The 17,142-nt window shown below is 59.1% G+C and carries 13 protein-coding genes; 4 read left to right on the forward strand and 9 right to left on the reverse strand.

Going from position 1 to position 17,142, the window contains the following annotated elements:
* Positions 1-23: 23 nt before the first annotated feature.
* Genes HCH49_RS05325 through dsbG form a run of 4 tightly spaced genes read left to right on the forward strand, consistent with a single transcriptional unit; the run spans position 24 to position 3,885 of the window.
* Complete coding sequence (locus tag HCH49_RS05325) at positions 24-395, forward strand: hypothetical protein (protein WP_094935026.1); 372 nt, start codon at positions 24-26, stop codon at positions 393-395.
* A gap of 47 nt (positions 396-442) precedes the next feature.
* Positions 443-2,467 carry a protein-disulfide reductase DsbD gene (locus tag HCH49_RS05330; protein WP_221702315.1) on the forward strand — a complete coding sequence of 675 codons (2,025 nt, stop codon included), beginning with the start codon at positions 443-445 and terminating at the stop codon, positions 2,465-2,467.
* A 7-nt stretch (positions 2,468-2,474) separates the two neighbouring features.
* Entirely contained in the window at positions 2,475-3,086 is a 612-nt protein-coding gene (locus HCH49_RS05335) for a DsbA family protein (protein ID WP_221702316.1), read from the forward strand.
* Positions 3,087-3,126: 40 nt separating this feature from the next.
* The gene (gene dsbG, locus HCH49_RS05340; RefSeq protein WP_047060912.1) at positions 3,127-3,885 is read left to right on the forward strand and encodes a thiol:disulfide interchange protein DsbG; all 759 of its coding nucleotides are present in this window, start codon (positions 3,127-3,129) and stop codon (positions 3,883-3,885) included.
* Positions 3,886-3,924: 39 nt separating this feature from the next.
* On the opposite strand, the gene HCH49_RS05345 is transcribed toward dsbG, so the two are convergent.
* The 9 genes from HCH49_RS05345 to HCH49_RS05385 all read right to left on the reverse strand — a co-directional run bounded on the left by HCH49_RS05345 (position 3,925) and on the right by HCH49_RS05385 (position 16,942).
* Positions 3,925-5,217, reverse strand: a complete 1,293-nt coding sequence (locus HCH49_RS05345; RefSeq protein WP_221702317.1) for a glycoside hydrolase family 10 protein — start codon at positions 5,215-5,217, stop codon at positions 3,925-3,927.
* Between the two features lie 7 nt (positions 5,218-5,224).
* Positions 5,225-5,512 carry a VF530 family DNA-binding protein gene (locus HCH49_RS05350; protein ID WP_033145603.1) on the reverse strand — a complete coding sequence of 96 codons (288 nt, stop codon included), beginning with the start codon at positions 5,510-5,512 and terminating at the stop codon, positions 5,225-5,227.
* Between the two features lie 93 nt (positions 5,513-5,605).
* Positions 5,606-7,774 (reverse strand): glycosyl hydrolase 2 galactose-binding domain-containing protein, encoded by a 2,169-nt coding sequence (locus HCH49_RS05355; RefSeq protein ID WP_221702318.1) that lies wholly within the window; start codon positions 7,772-7,774, stop codon positions 5,606-5,608.
* The gene (locus HCH49_RS05360) at positions 7,771-10,440 is read right to left on the reverse strand and encodes a response regulator (RefSeq protein ID WP_221702319.1); all 2,670 of its coding nucleotides are present in this window, start codon (positions 10,438-10,440) and stop codon (positions 7,771-7,773) included. Before HCH49_RS05360 ends, HCH49_RS05355 begins: the two co-directional genes overlap by 4 nt.
* 11 nt (positions 10,441-10,451) lie before the next feature.
* Entirely contained in the window at positions 10,452-10,877 is a 426-nt protein-coding gene (locus tag HCH49_RS05365) for a globin (RefSeq protein WP_033145600.1), read from the reverse strand.
* Positions 10,874-12,268, reverse strand: a complete 1,395-nt coding sequence (locus tag HCH49_RS05370) for a DUF3131 domain-containing protein (RefSeq protein WP_221702320.1) — start codon at positions 12,266-12,268, stop codon at positions 10,874-10,876. Before HCH49_RS05370 ends, HCH49_RS05365 begins: the two co-directional genes overlap by 4 nt.
* A complete protein-coding gene (locus HCH49_RS05375; protein WP_221702321.1) occupies positions 12,253-13,800 on the reverse strand; it encodes a DUF3131 domain-containing protein in 1,548 nt (515 codons plus the stop codon). The genes HCH49_RS05370 and HCH49_RS05375 overlap by 16 nt, the downstream gene beginning before the upstream one ends.
* Positions 13,797-15,128 (reverse strand): DUF3131 domain-containing protein, encoded by a 1,332-nt coding sequence (locus HCH49_RS05380; protein WP_048974797.1) that lies wholly within the window; start codon positions 15,126-15,128, stop codon positions 13,797-13,799. Before HCH49_RS05380 ends, HCH49_RS05375 begins: the two co-directional genes overlap by 4 nt.
* Positions 15,125-16,942 carry a glycosyltransferase gene (locus HCH49_RS05385; RefSeq protein WP_221702322.1) on the reverse strand — a complete coding sequence of 606 codons (1,818 nt, stop codon included), beginning with the start codon at positions 16,940-16,942 and terminating at the stop codon, positions 15,125-15,127. Before HCH49_RS05385 ends, HCH49_RS05380 begins: the two co-directional genes overlap by 4 nt.
* Positions 16,943-17,142: the final 200 nt, after the last annotated feature.

The following is a 17,142-nucleotide window of genomic DNA, read 5'->3' on the forward strand; positions in this document are numbered from 1 at the left end:
GCGTCTCGTCACTCTGGAACGTTATGCGCAACCGTCAGCTCCTCGGAAAATGGCTTTTGATCGTCACCTGTCTCGCGATGGCGCTTTGCCTCGTGCAGCGTACGGTGATGCTTAACCATTTTTTACAGGGACTGGATCCGCAGATTTCACTGAGTGCAGATGCCCCGGCTCAAAGCGGCAATACTGAACAGCCCGGCCCGTCGCCCTGTCAGCTGGGCGCACACTCGCTGCTTTGCGCCCAGCCGCTGTTCTTCGACGGCGCGCTGCCGGCCATTATTATCTTCTTCGCGCTGCTGCAGCTGTTTATGCAAGGGCGGGCATTGGCTCCCGCAGAACAGCCCGTTCAGGCACCGCCTCCCCGAATACACCTTAAAAACTGCGTTTTCCGTGAATGAAAATCATCGTCCTCTCACGATAATTTTCACTGTTCACGGAGTAAAACATGGTTAACCTCTTCAGGGGATTCGTCTTCCTGTGGCTGTCCTGCATCGGCATTGTCCATGCGGCAGACACCGGCTGGCAGGTTTCCCAACAAAACGATCACGCCCGCATCCGCTTTCAGGCGGAAAGGGAACAAACGCACGTTAAAGGCCTGCTCACCGTTGAGCTAAAGCACGGCTGGAAAACCTACTGGCGATCGCCGGGCGAGGGCGGCGTCGCGCCAAAAATCGGCTGGCCGGAAGGCGTAACGGATAGCTGGTCCTGGCCGGTCCCGTCGCGCTTCGATATCTCCGGCATGACGACGCAGGGCTATCACGATAAGGTCACGATCCCGATTACGCTCAACGGAGTGAAGGGCGACACGCTCGACGGGACGCTCACGCTTTCCACGTGCAGTAACGTCTGTCTGCTGACGGACTACCCGCTGCATCTCGATTTTACCCAGCCGGTAGATGAGGGCTTCCGTAGCGAGTTCGAGCAGGCGATGCGTGCCGTGCCCGGTACGTCAGGCGTATCCAGGGATCTCTCCGCGTGGCTCTCTGGCGACAAGCTGGTGATTACCGGTACGACGGACGGGAAGTGGGATAATCCGGGGATCTACTTTGACCCGCTGGAAGGTGACATTCTTCCCGGCGAGCCGGTCATCAAACACGACGGCAATACGCTTCGGGTGACGGTACCCCTGACCGACGAATGGGGAGACAAGCCCGCCTCGCTGGAAGGCAAGAGGCTGTCGTTTGTGCTGACCAGTGGCGGCAATGCGCAGCAAACCACCATGACCGTTGGCGCGACGCCTGCTGCACCTTCTGCGCCTGAAGGGACGGGCAAAATGGTGCTTTTTGCGCTGCTGGGCGGGCTGATCCTCAACCTGATGCCCTGCGTGCTGCCGGTCATGGGCATGAAGCTTAACAGCATCCTGCAGGCGGGATCGGACAGGCGCGCCATCAGGCTGCGCTTTCTGGCCACCAGCGCCGGGATCCTCACCTCCTTTATGCTGCTGGCGGGGATGGTGACCGCGCTTAAGCTGGCCGGGGCGTCGCTGGGGTGGGGCATTCAGTTCCAGAACCCGTGGTTTATCGGCCTGATGGTCGCCGTCACCTTCCTGTTTGCGCTGAACCTGTTTGGCGCGTTTGAGATGCTGCTGCCTTCCGCCGCCACGGGACGGCTGGCAACGGCAGGAGGATCCGGGATTGGCGGCAGCTTCTGCGAAGGGATGTTCGCCACGCTGCTTGCCACGCCGTGCTCCGCGCCGTTCCTCGGTACGGCGGTCGCCTTTGCCCTTGGCGCGCCGCTACACTCCCTGTGGCTGATCTTCCTGATGCTCGGCGTGGGCATGAGCCTGCCGTGGCTGTTTGTCGCCCTGGTGCCGAAAACGGCCATGCTGCTGCCGAAACCCGGCCGCTGGATGAACACGCTAAAAGTCGTTCTGAGCCTGATGATGCTCGCCTCCAGCCTCTGGCTGGCAACATTGTTGAGCGTGCATCTGGGCGAGGCGGTCAGCCAGATTGTGATGCTGGTGCTTATCGCCGTCGCGCTGGCGCTGTTCGCGCTGAAGGGGCAAAAATCCTCACCGCTGTTCTGGCTCGTGGTTATCGCGCTGTCGGCGTTTGGTGGGTATCAGGCGCGCGGGCTGCTTAACGCGCCGCCTGCCGCTCCGGCACAAAATGCTGCTCAGACCATCCCGTGGCAACCGCTCAGCGAGGAGGCCATCCAGCAGGCGCTGGCGCAGGGAAAACGCGTGTTCGTGGATATCTCGGCGGACTGGTGCGTGACCTGCAAAGTTAACGAGCATCGGGTGCTGAATCAGCCGGACGTTATTGCCGCGCTGCGCCAGCCGGACGTGGTGGCCCTTCGCGGAGACTGGAGCCAGCCGTCCGCGTTTATCGCCGATTTTCTGGCGAAGCGAAACCGTTACGCCATTCCGTTTAACGCAGCGTATGGCCCCGGTCTGCCTGAGGGCGAAATCCTCTCGCCGCTGCTGGACAAGCGCACTCTGATCGCCACCCTGAATAACGCAAAAGGCTAAACGCATTATGAAAAAACTCCTTATTACGCTTCTGCTCCTGCTGGCGCCGGTTCAGGTGTTCGCTGCCCAGCCGCTGACGCCGGACCAGGAGCAGCGGGCGCAGAAGATCATCGCTGATTTCCTGTTTAACGATCCAAACTCTCCGCGCATCGGCGCGAAAAACCCCAAACTCACCCTGGTGGTGTTTACCGACTACAACTGTCCGTACTGTAAAAAATTCGATCCGTACCTGGAGAAGATTGTCGAAAAACACCCGGACGTGGCGGTGGTCTTTAAGTTTTTACCTTTCCGCTCGGAAAGTTCGCTGACCGCCGCGCGCGATGCGTTAACGCTCTGGCGTCAGGAGCCCGGGCAGTTTATGAAGCTTAACCACACTCTGATGGCGAAGAAGGGCTACCACGATGATGCCAGCATTCAGGAGGCGCAGAAGCGGGCGGGCGTGAGCGTCGCGACGCCTGATGAGGAGAGCCTGCTGACGATCAAGCGCAGCCTGATTGTCGCGGAAAAAATGGGGATCCAGGGCACGCCCGCCACGCTCATCGGCGAGGGACTGCTGCCCGGCTGGGTGCCGTTTGAACAGTTCGACGAAATGGTCAGTGACGCACTGAAAAACCGCTAACCTGAAGGGGCGGAATGCCCCCGACAAACCGGAGAGGGAAATGAAAAAATTACTGTTACTTTCAGCGCTGACGGCGTCAGGGCTGGCGCAGGCGGCTGAAGCCATACCGGACGTGGTGAAGCACTTCAGCGAGCAGCAAAACATTAAAATCATTAAGAAGCTGGATGCGCCCGGCGGCGCGCCCGCCTGGCTTGGGCAGTATCAGGACATGGGCGTGACGCTCTTTTTAACGCCGGACGGCAAGCACGTGATCTCAGGCTATCTGTACGATGACAAAGGAAAAAACCTCAGCGAGGGCTATTTCCAGAAAGAGATCTACGCCCCGATGGGACGCGAGATGTGGAAGAACCTCAACGCGGCGCATCCCCTGAAGGAAGGGGCGGATAACGCCCCGCGTAAGGTCTTTGTCTTCGCCGATCCGTTCTGTCCGTACTGCAAGCAGTTCTGGGCCGAAGCGCAGCCGTGGGTGAAGGCGGGCAAGGTGCAGCTCAACACGCTGCTGGTGGCGTTTCTCAACCCCAACAGCGGACGTAACGCCTCGGCGATTCTGAATGCGAAAGATCCGGTTTCGGCCTGGCGCGAATACGAGCTTTCAGGTGGCAAAAAATTACCGAAGCCAGAGGGCGAGGCTTCCCGCGAAACGGTAGCGATCCTGCAGAAGCACCAGACGCTGATGGACAGCCTGGGCGCTAACGCCACGCCGGCCATTTACTATCTGAATGCGGAAAATGAGCTGCAGCAGGTGGTCGGTATGCCGGATGCGCAGCAGCTTGAGGCGATGTTCGGGCCGAAGCCGTAAAAAAACAGGCAGAAACGGGGCGTTTCTGCCTGATGGCATTTAGCTTCCCCAGCGTCCTTTCAGGTAGTTCACCGCCTGCTGGGTCTGCGGCTGGTTCAGGTAATCTTCCCGGAACAGGATGGTGCCGTTGACGTTGGGCAGCGAATCGTTGAGATCGAGCTGCTTTTTCAGCTCCGGCACGCCGCCCTGAACCGTCCAGTCCGGCTCGTTTCTCGACGGCTCGCCCACCTTGTAGAACGCAATGCCGATATACAGGCGAGTGTGGGTCGGCTTCACGACGTCGGCCCACCATTTGGTCAGCACGTCGTAGCGCGCGGCGTCCCGGGAGAAGGGCCAGTAAATCTGCGGAGCGATGTAGTCGAGCAGGCCCTGCTGAACCCACTGCCGCGTATCGGCGTAGGATTCATCGTAGGCCGCGGCGCCGCGGGTGTCCGAGCCTGCCGGGTCAAACGAACGGTTACGCCACACGCCCGCCGGGCTGACGCCAAACTCAACGTGGGGCCTGGTCTGTTTAATCGCGCGGGAAACCTGGACGATCAGCTGCTGCGTATTGTGTCTACGCCAGTCTGCCTTTGAGGCAAATCCCTGACCGTACTGCCGCCAGGTCTGCGAATCATTGAGCGCGGACCCCGGTGATTCGGCGTAAAAGTAATCATCGAACTGCACGCCGTCTACCGCGTAGTTCGCCACCACTTCGGTCACCACTTTGGTTATCCAGTCGCGCACTTCCGGAATGCCGGGGTCGAGCACAAAGCGATCGCCCGAGATGCGCACCCACTCCGGGTGCTGGACATAGACGCTGGACGGGGTCTGATAGGCGGTCCGGTTCAGGGCGGCGATGGTGGACGGTTTGGTGTTGGTCGACACGCGGTACGGGTTGAACCAGGCATGCACCTTCATGCCGCGCTTGTGCGCTTCATCCAGCATAAACTTCAGCGGATCGTATCCCGGATACTCGCCGATGTTGCCCGTCAGCATATCCGACCACGGCAAAATTTTTGATGACCAGAGGGCCGTGCTGTCCGGCTTCACCTGGAAAAACACCGTGTTAATGCCGAGGCGCTTAAGGTTGTCGAGCTTGCTTGTCAGCGCCTGCTTCTGCATCGCGATGCGCTGGTCCGCGCTGCGGCCGTTCACCGAGGCCACCGGCGGCCAGTCGAGACGTGAGACGGTCGCCAGCCAGATCCCGCGCATCGGCTCGTTTGCCTGCTGCGTCGGTTTGCTCGCGGTGGGAAGAGGAGTAACCAGTGATTTCGGCGGTTTGGAGGAGCAGCTCACAAGTAAAAGCGCGCAGGCAGCCAGCGCACCAATCCGTTTTACGTGTCGCGTCATTTGCGTATTAGCTCTTGATAATCCGACTGTTGGCCCAGGGATTAAACGCGGGCGCCGCCTGTTCTGTGCTTACCTCATCGTTGAGGGAGTCCAGATACAGGGCTTCCACTTCCGCGCGCGCCCACGGGGTGCGGCGCAGAAATTTCAGGCTCGATTTAACGCTGGGATCTTTTCTGAAACAGTTAATTTTGATTCGGTCGCCCAGTTCGCTCCAGCCGTATTTTGCCACCAGGGCATTGACCATCATCTCCAGCGTTACGCCATGCAAAGGATCTTTGGAAATATGTGCAGTCATAGGTGTCCGGATGTCTCAATGTTTGTGGGGGCAGGGTTTCCGGTGAAAGGGTACAAGAAAGCAGGGGAAGCGGCAATTTTCCTTTTCCCTCGCTCATTTTATGACGGACTCCGTGCGCTGATTTTCACCAACTCTTTTTCCCGCCTTGTTTTCAATCGTAAACCCGATCGACACCTCATCCTGACCCACGGGCGTGACCGTCAGCGTTTTGACCATCGTTCCCGAATCAGCGGGGATCGTCATCGTCATCGTCCCCTTTGCCAGCACCTTAGCGCGCTGGGAGATGCGCCACGAAAGACGGCACTCGCTGCACGGTTTCCAGGTGTCGTTGATGGCCCAGAGACGCACGGTCGCCGCCGTGCCGGATTTCCACTGCGGGGTGACCGGTTCAATTGAAGGCAGAACAGGCTGGTAGGCGCGTTTTAACGCGTAAAAACCTGCTTTAGGCTTACGCAGATAGTCCACCACGCCCCAGTTGATGGAGGGCCAGGTTTCGACGAACATAAAGTGGAACAGGGCCGTCACCGGCTGGTAGCGCTGTCGGCGGTAGCTCTCGGCCGCCGTGGCGACGAGCCGCGCCTGATACGCCTGGGTATTGCGGATCATTTCCTGAATGTTGTTTCCGCGCGGTATACCGGCAAATTTAAACGTCTGAAAGGGCTGGAAGTTATGGTATTTCCAGACGCTCCAGCCGGGATCGTCGGCGGCGGTCGTTTTGGGCCAGAGATACGCAGCCGGGATGATGGTTTTTAGCGTGGACAGGTGGGGCAGCGCCTGCGCGCCAAACTCGGTAATGATCCCCGTTTTAGCTGGCGCCAGCAGGTCGCGCATGGTACCGAAGTACCAGCCCGCCCAGTAGTGCTCCTCAACGGCGGAGAAGCGGTGCACGATGCGGGAGCTATCTTCGGCAAGCGTGTCCGCCACCTGCTGAGTGAGCTCGCGGTTGAGGTTTTTGTTCCAGTCCGGGAAGCGTTTTTCCATCCACGGCGAATTCCAGGGCGGTTCGTTATGGCCGCCCCATACGATGATGGCGGGTGAGTTCCCAAACTGTTCGATCATCTCCCGCGTCTGTCGAACCGCATTTTTGGTAAAGGCGTCGCTGCTGTCGTAGCCCCACTGCAGCGGAACATCCTGCCAGATCATCATGCCCATCTCATCGGCAACGTCATACAGCGCGCGTCCGGCAACGTGTCCGTGCACGCGAATGGCGTTGGCGTTCATGGCTTCTGCCAGACGAAGATCGCGACGATATTTCTCTCGCGTCATGGTGCCGAGCCAGGGAGAGCCAATGTAATTGCTGCCCTTAACAAAAAGGCGCCTGTCGTTGATGAGCCAGCCTTTGTTGTCTGGCTGCTCAGCGATCTTGCGCAGCCCGGTGCGGGTGACTGCCGTATCCATTAACCCTTTTTCATCCCGTAATGAGACGCGAACCCTGTACAGATGGGGTTTCCCGGTGCCGACCGGCCACCACAGTTTTGCCGCAGGCATGGGCAGCGTAACACGCGCGGAATGGGCGCCGCTTTCCAGGGTAACCGGAAAGTCTGCCTGGAAGCGTTTGCCGCTGAAATTGGCGGGCGTGGCGGTGAGCCGCACGGTTGCCGGGCCCTGACCGAGCGCGCGATAGCGAATCTCAGCCTTCAGTTCAGGGCTTTTCAGCCCCTGGGACCAGTCAGGCCGAAGGATGATTTCATCCAGGGTGGCGCCCCGGCTCAGATGCAGCCTGACCGGCGCCCAGATGCCGCCAGAGTTGGCGTCCTGTCCTTCCGGCGACCAGGCGCCGCCGGGACGCGTGTCATGCTGGTTAAGAATCCCCTTCATGACCGTTTTATGCAGCGGCCAGACCTTATGCGCTTCGTAAGGGCTATCCACCCGAACCACCAACTGGTTGTGACGTTGTAACGCAGCGCTGGCGTCCAGCGAAAAGCGCTGAAAATAGCCCTCGTGCTTGCCCAGCGGCTGGCCGTTTAGCGTCACATCGGCAAGATAATCGACGCCGTCAAACACCAGGGTGCTCATCACGTCGGGCGGTTGAAGGGGGAGCGTAAATGCGTGCTTATACCACAGCGCGCCCTGACGATCGTACCCCGCGCTGTACCAGTTGGCGGGGACTTTCAGCCCGCGCCAGCCTGACGCGAGAGGAGGCGTGCCGTCGTTGGCGTCCTGAACCCGCCAGGTGCCAGCAAGTGACCAGCTGACCGGTGTCGGGTTCGCCGCCAGCGGTGGAATAAACAGCGCAAAGAGCAGCGCGCAGCTACGGGTCATGGTTCGTTTACCCCTCGCGCGTTGAGCCACGCCATCAGGCGCTGCGATTCCATTTGAAGACGCCGGTTTAGCGTCGCGAGCTGTTGCCTGTCCTGCGTGTGCGCCTCGTTCTCCAGCGCCTGCAGCTGACGGGCGAGCAGCCCGAAATCCAGCGTGACGGCTTCTCCGCGCAGCTTGTGGGCCGCGCGGCGCAGCGCTTCGCGGTCATCGTTGTCGACAGCCCGGGCGATCGCTCTTATGGCCTCCTCCAGCCCTTCGCCAAACAGGGCCAGCAGCTCCTGTACCAGGACAGGGTCGTCAGCGCACTGTTTCAGCAGGCGCGCTTCATCAGGAAAAACGGAGGAATCATCATGACGCTCAAGCACGCGAGCAATCTCCTCAGCGAGACGCTCCTGGCTGATGGGCTTGGCAATGTAGCCGTCGAAGCCCATGTTAAGACAGCGCTCTTTATCCCCCTGCATAGCGTGTGCGGTCATGGCGACGGCAGGCTGAGCCGGTCCGGGCCGGGAGCATTCCTCCTCGCGAAGCAGGCGAATGGCGGTTTCACCGTCCATCTCTGGCATCTGGAGATCGATAAGCAGAACGTCCCACACGCCCGCGCGCCAGCGCTCAAGCAGCGTGACGCCGTTATCGACGATCTGACAGGTATGGCCGAGGCGTTCCAGCAGGCGCGCGGCGACCTTCTGATTGACCAGATTATCTTCAGCCAGCAGGACCCGCAGCCCCGTAGCGCCCGGGGCGGCGACGGGGGCGGACGCGGTTTCCCCCACGGTCTTAGGCGCACGTTCAAACGCCGAGGCAATCACCTGATGCAGCTCGTCCTGAGCGATAGGCTTATGCAGATAGTTTTTGATGCCGATCCGCTTCAGCATATTGATATCAAAATGTCGGCTCATGGAGCTCAGCATGATGATATGGCTTTCAGAAATCTGCGGCAGCACCGAAAGCTCAAGGGCCAGCGACACGCCGTCCATATCCGGCATCTGCGCGTCCAGTAGGATCAGCGGCCATGCTGTTCCGGTTTTAACCCGGTTGATGGCCTCACTGGCGTTGTTAACGCAGGTGGGTTTCAGCCCCATCTGGCTCAGCATGGCGGCCAGCAGCCGGAGGTTAGTTTCGTTATCATCCACCACCAGCACGGGTTCACCGCTAAAGCGCTGGCTACGCGGGCGTTCCTCCGGGGCAAGAAACTGCGTTGCAAGCGGCAGGACGAAAGAAAATTCGCTGCCTTTCCCCGGCTCGCTGGTGACCGTTAACTCGCCTCCCATGGCCGCAACCAGCCGCGCCGAGATGGTTAGTCCGAGCCCCGTGCCGCCGTAGCGGCGGGTGGTTGAGTTATCCGCCTGGCTGAAGGCTTCAAAAATGGCCTTCTGCTTTTCAGCCGGGATGCCAATACCGCTGTCGCGCACCCGAAAACGCCAGTAGTCCTCGCTATCGCCGGGCTCAACAACCAGGATGACTTCCCCCTGGTGCGTAAATTTCAGCGCGTTGCCCAGCAGATTGGTCAGGATCTGGCGCAGCCGCGCGCCGTCGACCATCAGCACGTCGGGGACGTCTGGGGCAATATCAACCAGAAGCTCAATGCCTTTTTCGCTCGCGCCCGGCATATGCGGGCGAATAAGCGACTGGATAAAGGGGCGGACAGGGACAGGTTCCGCCTCCAGCTCCACTTTGCCAGCTTCAATACGGGAAAAGTCGAGAATATCGTTGATGATATGCAGCAGAGACTGGGCCGAACTCATCACCAGCGTCAGGTAATCGCGCTGATCGGCGTTGAGAGTTGTGTCAAGGCACAGCTGGGTCATGCCAATAATGCCGTTCATGGGGGTGCGGATTTCATGACTCATGTTCGCCAGAAATGCACTTTTAGCCTCATTGGCTTTTTGTGCCTCAATGGCCGAGGTGAACGCCTGTATTTCAGCCTCCTTGCGCCGCGTAATATCCTGCAGCGTGCCAATCACGCGCTCGGCGTTTCCCTCAATAGAGAGCGTGACCACCTGGCCGGAGAGCAGCATCCAGCGCAGTCCTTCGGTAGGGTGATGCACGCGAATTTCACATTCAAAGACCGGACGATGATCCTGCTTCGAAGCGTGCAGCGCCTTGCGCAGCGCAGCGCGATCGTTCTCGTGGACCTGATTGAGCAGAAAACGCACCGGATATCGCCACTGGGTGCGCGACTGGCCCAGCATGGCAAGCAGGGTGTCGTTAACCTGTAACGCGTCGCCAGAAACCTGCCAGTCCCAGATCCCAATATGAATGGATTCCGCCGTCAGCAGAAAATCGTCGTGCAGCTGGTGACGCGCGCGCTGCGCTTCATCCAGCTCTGTAATATCGCTGTGCAGGCTGACAATACCGCCGTCCGCCAGGCGCTGATGCTGGACGAAGATCCGCCGCTGGCCCGCCTGCCGAACCTCACAGTGTTTATCCTGCCGACAGTTGCGAATAACCGACTCGCGCAGCGTCTGACGAAGGCCGGGGTCGACGTTATAAACGGCGTCGATAAAGCGTTCCGCCAGCGCTTCAAGCGTTGTGCCCGCCTTCAGCCACGGGGTGATGACCGGATAAAAAAGGGCCACGTTGTGATTCCAGGCCTGCAGGCGTTCATCGCGGTCATAAATCATGACGGCAGCTGGCAGCGCGTTAAGATCGTATGTAAATGCGCTCATCGTGATCCTCCCTACGCGCGGTAGTGCAGTTCGGCCTGTCGGCGCAGGTATTCCAGCCCGGGCGCTATCGCCATCGCCCAGGCCGTCAGGATCTCATCGTCGCACTGCGGGTCGCGCTCGCTGACCGCGCTCAACATCGCTTCTCGCCAGAGCGCGAAAAATCGTGGGGGGAGGTGCAGGCCGTCGTCGCTTTGCTCCCGCGCCAGACGCTCGAGAAAATCAGGGACGATCAGGGCGCCGTCCACCGCAAGCATGGCGAAGAAACTTTTAAACAGGGTTTGCTGACCCTCTCGATCCGGCAGGCGAGAAAAATGCTGCTGCGTCTCGGGTGACATATGGACGAAGGCGTCATAGAACGTCTGAAAAAACGCTGTTTTGTCATTATTCGGAAAAACGCGGTTCAGACTGGATTCAAACAGATCGCGGTAAAACTTCACGGCGTCCTCCTTGCGGCGTTTTCGCCCGGCAGACAGTGCCCGACTGGCGTATATTCCTCTGCCACACGGCGCGTAAAGTAGCTCTCTTTCTTAGACCGGCGGGCGTCAAACAGCGGCCCGGCGTTGTGCTTAAAGAAAAGGGCTTCCAGAACCGTGGCATTGGTAGAAAGGGTCAGGGAGGCGTTGGTATCGCCCGTGGCTTCAAGGCGGCCTTCGTACCAGCCTTTCTGCGGATCGTTAAGGTGCTCGGTGACCGACATCAGCACGTCGGTATAAGGGGAGTCCCACAAGGCCCACAGCGCAAAGACCGCTTTTGTCGACACCTGCGCGAAGCGGGTGTAATCCCGGCCATCGTCGCCAACAGAGTTCCAGGCATAGCCATTTCCCCAGACGGTATCCTGAATATGCCAGGGCGTCTGTGGGAGCGCAAAATCTGCCCTTGCCGTCAGGATCTTATCGGTCTCCCAGCGCGTTTTCTGGCTGAGCCAGACGTTTTCGGCCTGCTTGCGCAGGCGCTTTTGCCGATCGGCCGCAACGCCCTCTGGCTCCCAGCCAAACTCCAGGCCCGGCAGCATATAGGGAAGGGTAGTTATCAGGGAGGGCTGCCACGTGGTACGCGGATCGCGGGCATCCACAGCAAGGCGCCGCTGGGCGATGATGACGTGGTGCGCCGGGGGCGTAAACGCTTTATCCGGGGAAAATCCCCACAGATGAAACGCCGTCGCGGCATATTCGCTTTCGCCCAGGCGCAGCTCCTCACGGACCACCGGCTGGCCGTTTTGCAGGGAAGAGGACCACAGTTCGCCTTCACCATCGATGACCGGGCAGAAGTTCCAGCGCAGAATGATTTTATCCAGATACTCGCTGTACTGCGGCTCCCGCTCAGCGGTGAGGCGCAAGGCGAGCATCAGACGAGCCATGTCGCGCGCGGACCAGCCATTTTTAGCGGGCTTGCCGCTAAAGTCGATCGTCGCTGCCGTCTGGCTGGAATAGAGCCGTCCTGGCGTCCGGGTCTCGGTCAGCATCAGGCGGTTGAGAGTGCCCATCAGCCGCGTCAGGCGGGCGTCATACTCGGCCTCATCAATCAGCCCCAGCTCTTTTGCCGCCAGCAGGGCGATAAGCGTATCGCCCATTTGCCAGAGCGTGACGCGGGGCTGTTTGTCGCTCCCGTTGACCAGTCCGGTTTGCGGCTGGGTATTGTTGACGAAATAGCGCCAGGCGATCGCCGCCCATTTCTGTTCTTCCGGCGTCAGGGCAGCGATACGCGCGCTGGAGTGCCAGCCGCCATTGATTAGCCAGCGCCAGCCAGCCCCCTGATGGCCAAACAGAGCAAAGATGACCACACCTGCGAGGAGTAATCCCGCGAGCCCTCTGGCTAAGGTTTTAAGCATTGCGCAGTCACCGGAGGCAGTTTAACCGGCTCGTCCGCGCTGCATGTCGCGCACTGACAGGCCTGGCAGGCGGGTTTGGTGCGCTGCGTGACGCCGGTCCGGTCGCACCAGCTTTTTACGGCCGGCGTGCTGGCAAGGAACGGACGGCTGCGCAGGGCGTTGTTCTCTTCAAACTGATCGAGCAGCTTTTGATCCCACAGCGACGGCGCAAAATCCTTGCTCTTCGGGTTGTCGGTGTTGAAGGCCAGCAGTTTCCCCTCTTTTTTGAACAACAGGGCCTCCAGCATGATGCCGTTATTGTTCGCGGTGAACTCCTTGATCGGCCCGTCACCGTTTTCATACAGCCCTTCGTAGTAGCCTTTTCCCTCTTCGTTGGCATTCTCAATGGTGTTCAGCAGGCGATCGGTATAAGGCGAGTTCCACAGGACCCACATTCCCAGCGCCGCCTTCAGTGAAATGGCGGCAGCGTTAGGGACGAACTGGCCTTTGTCGGTAATGGTGTTCCAGTTGTACCCGTCGCTGAAGACGGTGTCATAGACGAAGTATGGCGCTTTATCGAGCTGGTGCTCAGAGCGCGCGGTGAGGACGCCGGTGATGGTGTAGCGGTTCTCCTGAGCCTGATAAACGCGATCGGCAAAGTTTTTCATCCACGTCAGGGAGTAGTCGCGCGGAGCGTTATCCCGATCGGTCGGTTTATCGAAGCCGAACTCCAGACCGTAGAGCAGGTAGGATTCCGTCACCACATAGTTATGCTGAGACGTGTTGCGCGGGTCGCGTGAATCATACGGAACCAGCACGCAGTAGATTTCGGCCAGCTCGTACGGCTGCGGACGGCTGGCTTTACAGGTATTGAACCCCCACAGCTGGTAGCCCGCCGCGCCGTACTCTTCATAGCCCAGCCGGCCTTCCTGAACATACTTCGGCTGGCCGTTCTCCAGATAGGCTCCGTACAGCGTGCCGCAGGGGTCGATCGCATGGCTGAAATCCCAGCCGAGCACCACGTTATCAACGCTGTTGCCGTATTCCGGGTAACGTTCTTTGATGATTTTCAGCCAGACCAGCATTCGCCCGATATCCAGAGCCGAGAAGCCAATTTCGCCGGGCTTGTTGGTATAGTCCACTTTCTGGCCGCTGATGGTGTTATAGGCTTTGTTGGGCAGCTCGTTGCGGAACAGCACCAGGGTGTTTAGCGTGGCGAGAAATTTCAGCATCCGGCGATCGAATTCTGCTTTATCAATGATCCCCAGCTCGCGCGCCGCCGTCAGTGCGGCCAGATAGGAGGCGCTGTCCCACATGGTGGTGGAAGGATATTTGTTGACCGCATTCACCAGCCCCGTCGTGGGCTGATAGTTTGAGACGAAATACTGCCAGGCGTTTTTCGCAATGGTCATCTCTCGGGCCGTCAGCTCGCCGCTGCGAGGGGAGTAACCAGATGCAGGCAGCCCGGTTTCCGCGCGCGCGGTCGAGAGCGCCAGCCAGCAGATCGTTATTCCCGTGAGCAGGTAGAAAAGGATCGGGGATCGTGGCTTCATGGCGTTGCTCCTGCGGGAGTGGATGAATGGGGGGCCGTGTGAAGGCAGGCCAGACAGAGCATCTGGCCGTGCGCGATATACGACAGACTTTCCAGTACGATGGCGTTGGTGTCGGCGTCCACGACGCTATTAACGCTGTTATTAAGATTGAAGCCGCGCTGCCAGCCTTTACCCGGCACCAGAAGCGGCAGAACCTGCTGGCGCAGCGCCTCGCTCCAGCTGTTGCGGAACAGGGCATACCAGGCAAACGCGGTGCGGGTGGAGGCGATCGCGACTTTCTCCGGCACTTCGTCACGCAGGGCGCGCGCCTGTACCGGCTGCCTGTTTGGCAGATCGGTAACGTAATCCGGTGCCGGTTCGGCATAATCCGTGCTGATAGGAGGTTTTGGTGAGCGCAGGCCGTGGCGCCGCTGCTGGATCTGCATAATCCGCCACGCAATTTCAGCGCTCTGCGCGTCAAAACCCAGTTCGAGTCCGGTTAGCAGATAGGGCAGACTGATCAGGGAGGTCTGCTTGCCCCAGGGCGTGCGCAGCCCTTCATCAGGAACCATGATCCCATCCAGGTCGATCATCTTTTGCCCTTCGGGCGGATTGGTGACCGCCAGTCCCGCCGCACTGTCAATTAAGCGCAGCGTATGGCTGGCATAGAGCCGATAGCCAAAGCTGTCCCGCTGTTCGTCATTGGTCAGAGTCCAGTGATGGAGCGGCACGGCCGCCTGGCTTTGAGTGCTGCTTTCGATCAGCGTGCCGGTGCTCCAGACGCTAAACAGATCGCGGATGGCCGCCGCGTGCTGAGGATAGCGCCAAAGGAGAGTCTGAAGCGCCGTCAGCAGGCGGCTCAGGCCTATTGCGGATGCGTCAGGTTTTCCCAGAATTTTGAGGGTGTCCGCATGGTAATACGCGGCAGGGAGGCCTTTCTCATTAAGCGGCAACTGCCCCAGCGTAAACAGGGCCGCGCTGACCCTCTCGTCAAACTCATCGGTGGAAATGATATTGAGCTGCTCTGCGGCAGCGGCCGCAAACAGGTAGCTTCCCACGCTCCAGAGGCTCAGCCAGGGCTCACCGTCGCTGGCGTTCGCCAGGCCGTTTGGCTGGGTATTATTCACGTAGTATTGCCAGGCTACCCGCGCCCAGATGGCCTCGTCATAGGTCAGCTCGCGTTTTGCGGGCAGCGGAGGGAAATCTTTACTGAGCGCGATGCCGCCGCTGCTCTCCACGCGCGAAGGCATTTGTTTCTCAACCCATACCACAATGGCAAAGCCGAGCAGGAACCCCAGCAGAATAGTGAGATAACTGCGCGCGGAAAGCAGGGCATCACGTATTCTCATTGGGTGACCTCATCCTCTTCGGCGGGCGTCCACATGGCTGCGAATATCAGCGGCAGCATGGCGGCGATGTTCACCCCTCCCCAGAAAATATTGATGACGTAGCCGGAAGGGTCGTCGACCTGGCCGCGTGCAACCTGAATCCCTCCCCAGATAAGCCCTGCGAGGGTCAGCACTACGATGGCAATCTGCGGCTTCACCAGATAGAGAAAACGGCCCGTCTGCCGCTCTTTTGGCGTGACGTGAAATTTGATCTGCTCGCCCCGCAGCACCGTATTGAGCGCGCGCAGATTCATGGAAAAGAAGGAGAGGTAGGAGGCCCTGCCGTCCCAGGCCGAAATCCCCCATGTCCCGAACATAAAGGCCAGTTCGGAGAAAATAAAAAAGGGGAGAAAATGGAGATAGAACGGCGTCGACCAGGCCGATACCGGCGGAATACCGGTGAACAGATAAATAATGGGTGAAATCAAAAACACCGTGTTCCATACGCAGGCCATATAGGACCAGAAGGTCGTGGCGTACATCAGCGTCTGGGGGAGTGAAAGCCTGAAGCGACGACGGCTGAAGATGTTGTCATGGAACAAAATATCCAGCGAACCTGCGGCATATTTAAAGCGCTGGATCATCCAGGTCAGCATATCCTGCGGAGAGAGCATCTTCGACTCAACGCGCGGGTGCATGACCGAACGCCAGCGTCGTGCGGCGTCACCGTGCAGCAGCACCGAGGTGTAAATATCTTCGGAGACGTGAAATTTGTAGGGCGTTAACTCAGTGTCAAATGCCACGTGGGGGCGCATCGCCTCCTGTAGCGCGCTCCGCGTTTCGTCATCGCGTATGTCGCGGGTATGGCGATGGATCTCCTCTTCGACGGACCAGACGTAGCTTCTCAGCGCGGCCTGCATAACCGCCTCGCGACGGTGGATGGACGCCGCGCCGCAGCAGAATGCGGCGTTGGCCCAGTTGCGCCGCCGCAGGATGACGTCATAGAACATGCGCGGATCGTTAAAAAACGGGTCGCGGCCAACCGTGACCGGGCCGACACACTTTTGGATCAGCCAGCCCAGGCCATAGCCCATTTTTCCGGCTTTCCGCTGGCCCCAGCGCGACAAACTTTCTCCTTCCGGGAGATCGAAGAACCACTGCGGCGTCTGCACCCAGGCCACGTCAGGGTTGCGGAAATAGCCCAGCGTATGGCTGAGAAGGGTGGGAAATACACGGGTATCGGCGTCGCAGATAACAAGAAAATCGCCGTCGGTTTGCTCAAGACCATTGCGCAGGTTACCGGCCTTAAATCCGATGTTGGTCTGGCGACTGATGTAATTGACGCCTTCCTCATCGCAAACGGCTTTCATCTCCGGGCGACGGCCGTCATCGAGGACGTGGATCCGGTAGTCAATCGGGTACGGGTAATCCATCTTCTTGGCGTCACGAATGGACAGCCTCACCAGCTCGGTGTCTTCGGAGTAGGTGGCAATGAACAGATCCACCTTAACGGGACGGGGCTCTACGGCCTCCTCCGGTGACAGGCAGTCGTTAATCTCGCTCGGGGGCGGACTCTGGGGAGGATCCTGTTCTTTCCATAAGTTGATGGTAAACAGCACGGTACCGATCCAGGCCAGGGTTTCGGCGAGGACCAGCGGTATGGCGTACCATAACGCGTCCGTGTTCAGGGAGGCGGTCCAGCGCCAGTAAATATAATTTGCGCCCAGAATAAGCGCCGCGACCGCTAACACCTGCCAGGTCATCATTACCCAGCGCGGCGTTTTCAACGGTTCCGGAGGTCGACGATGTTCAAAACGGGAAAAATAAAAATCCATAGTTCCGGCGTTCCTGATTCCGTGAATATGCAGACCCATTCTGCTGCAAAGGCAGTTGCCAGAAGGTCAAAGAAAATAGCGAATAAACAAGATTTAAGGTAAGTGTAGAACGCCGAATAAAAGTGTCCAGCCACGTTCATTACTATTATTTAGTGGTGGTTAATTAAGGTTAAATTCTGCTTAATTCGCCTCATCTGTTC

The sequence above is a fragment of the Enterobacter sp. Y17 genome, assembly GCF_019730495.1.
GTDB lineage: Bacteria > Pseudomonadota > Gammaproteobacteria > Enterobacterales > Enterobacteriaceae > Enterobacter > Enterobacter asburiae_B.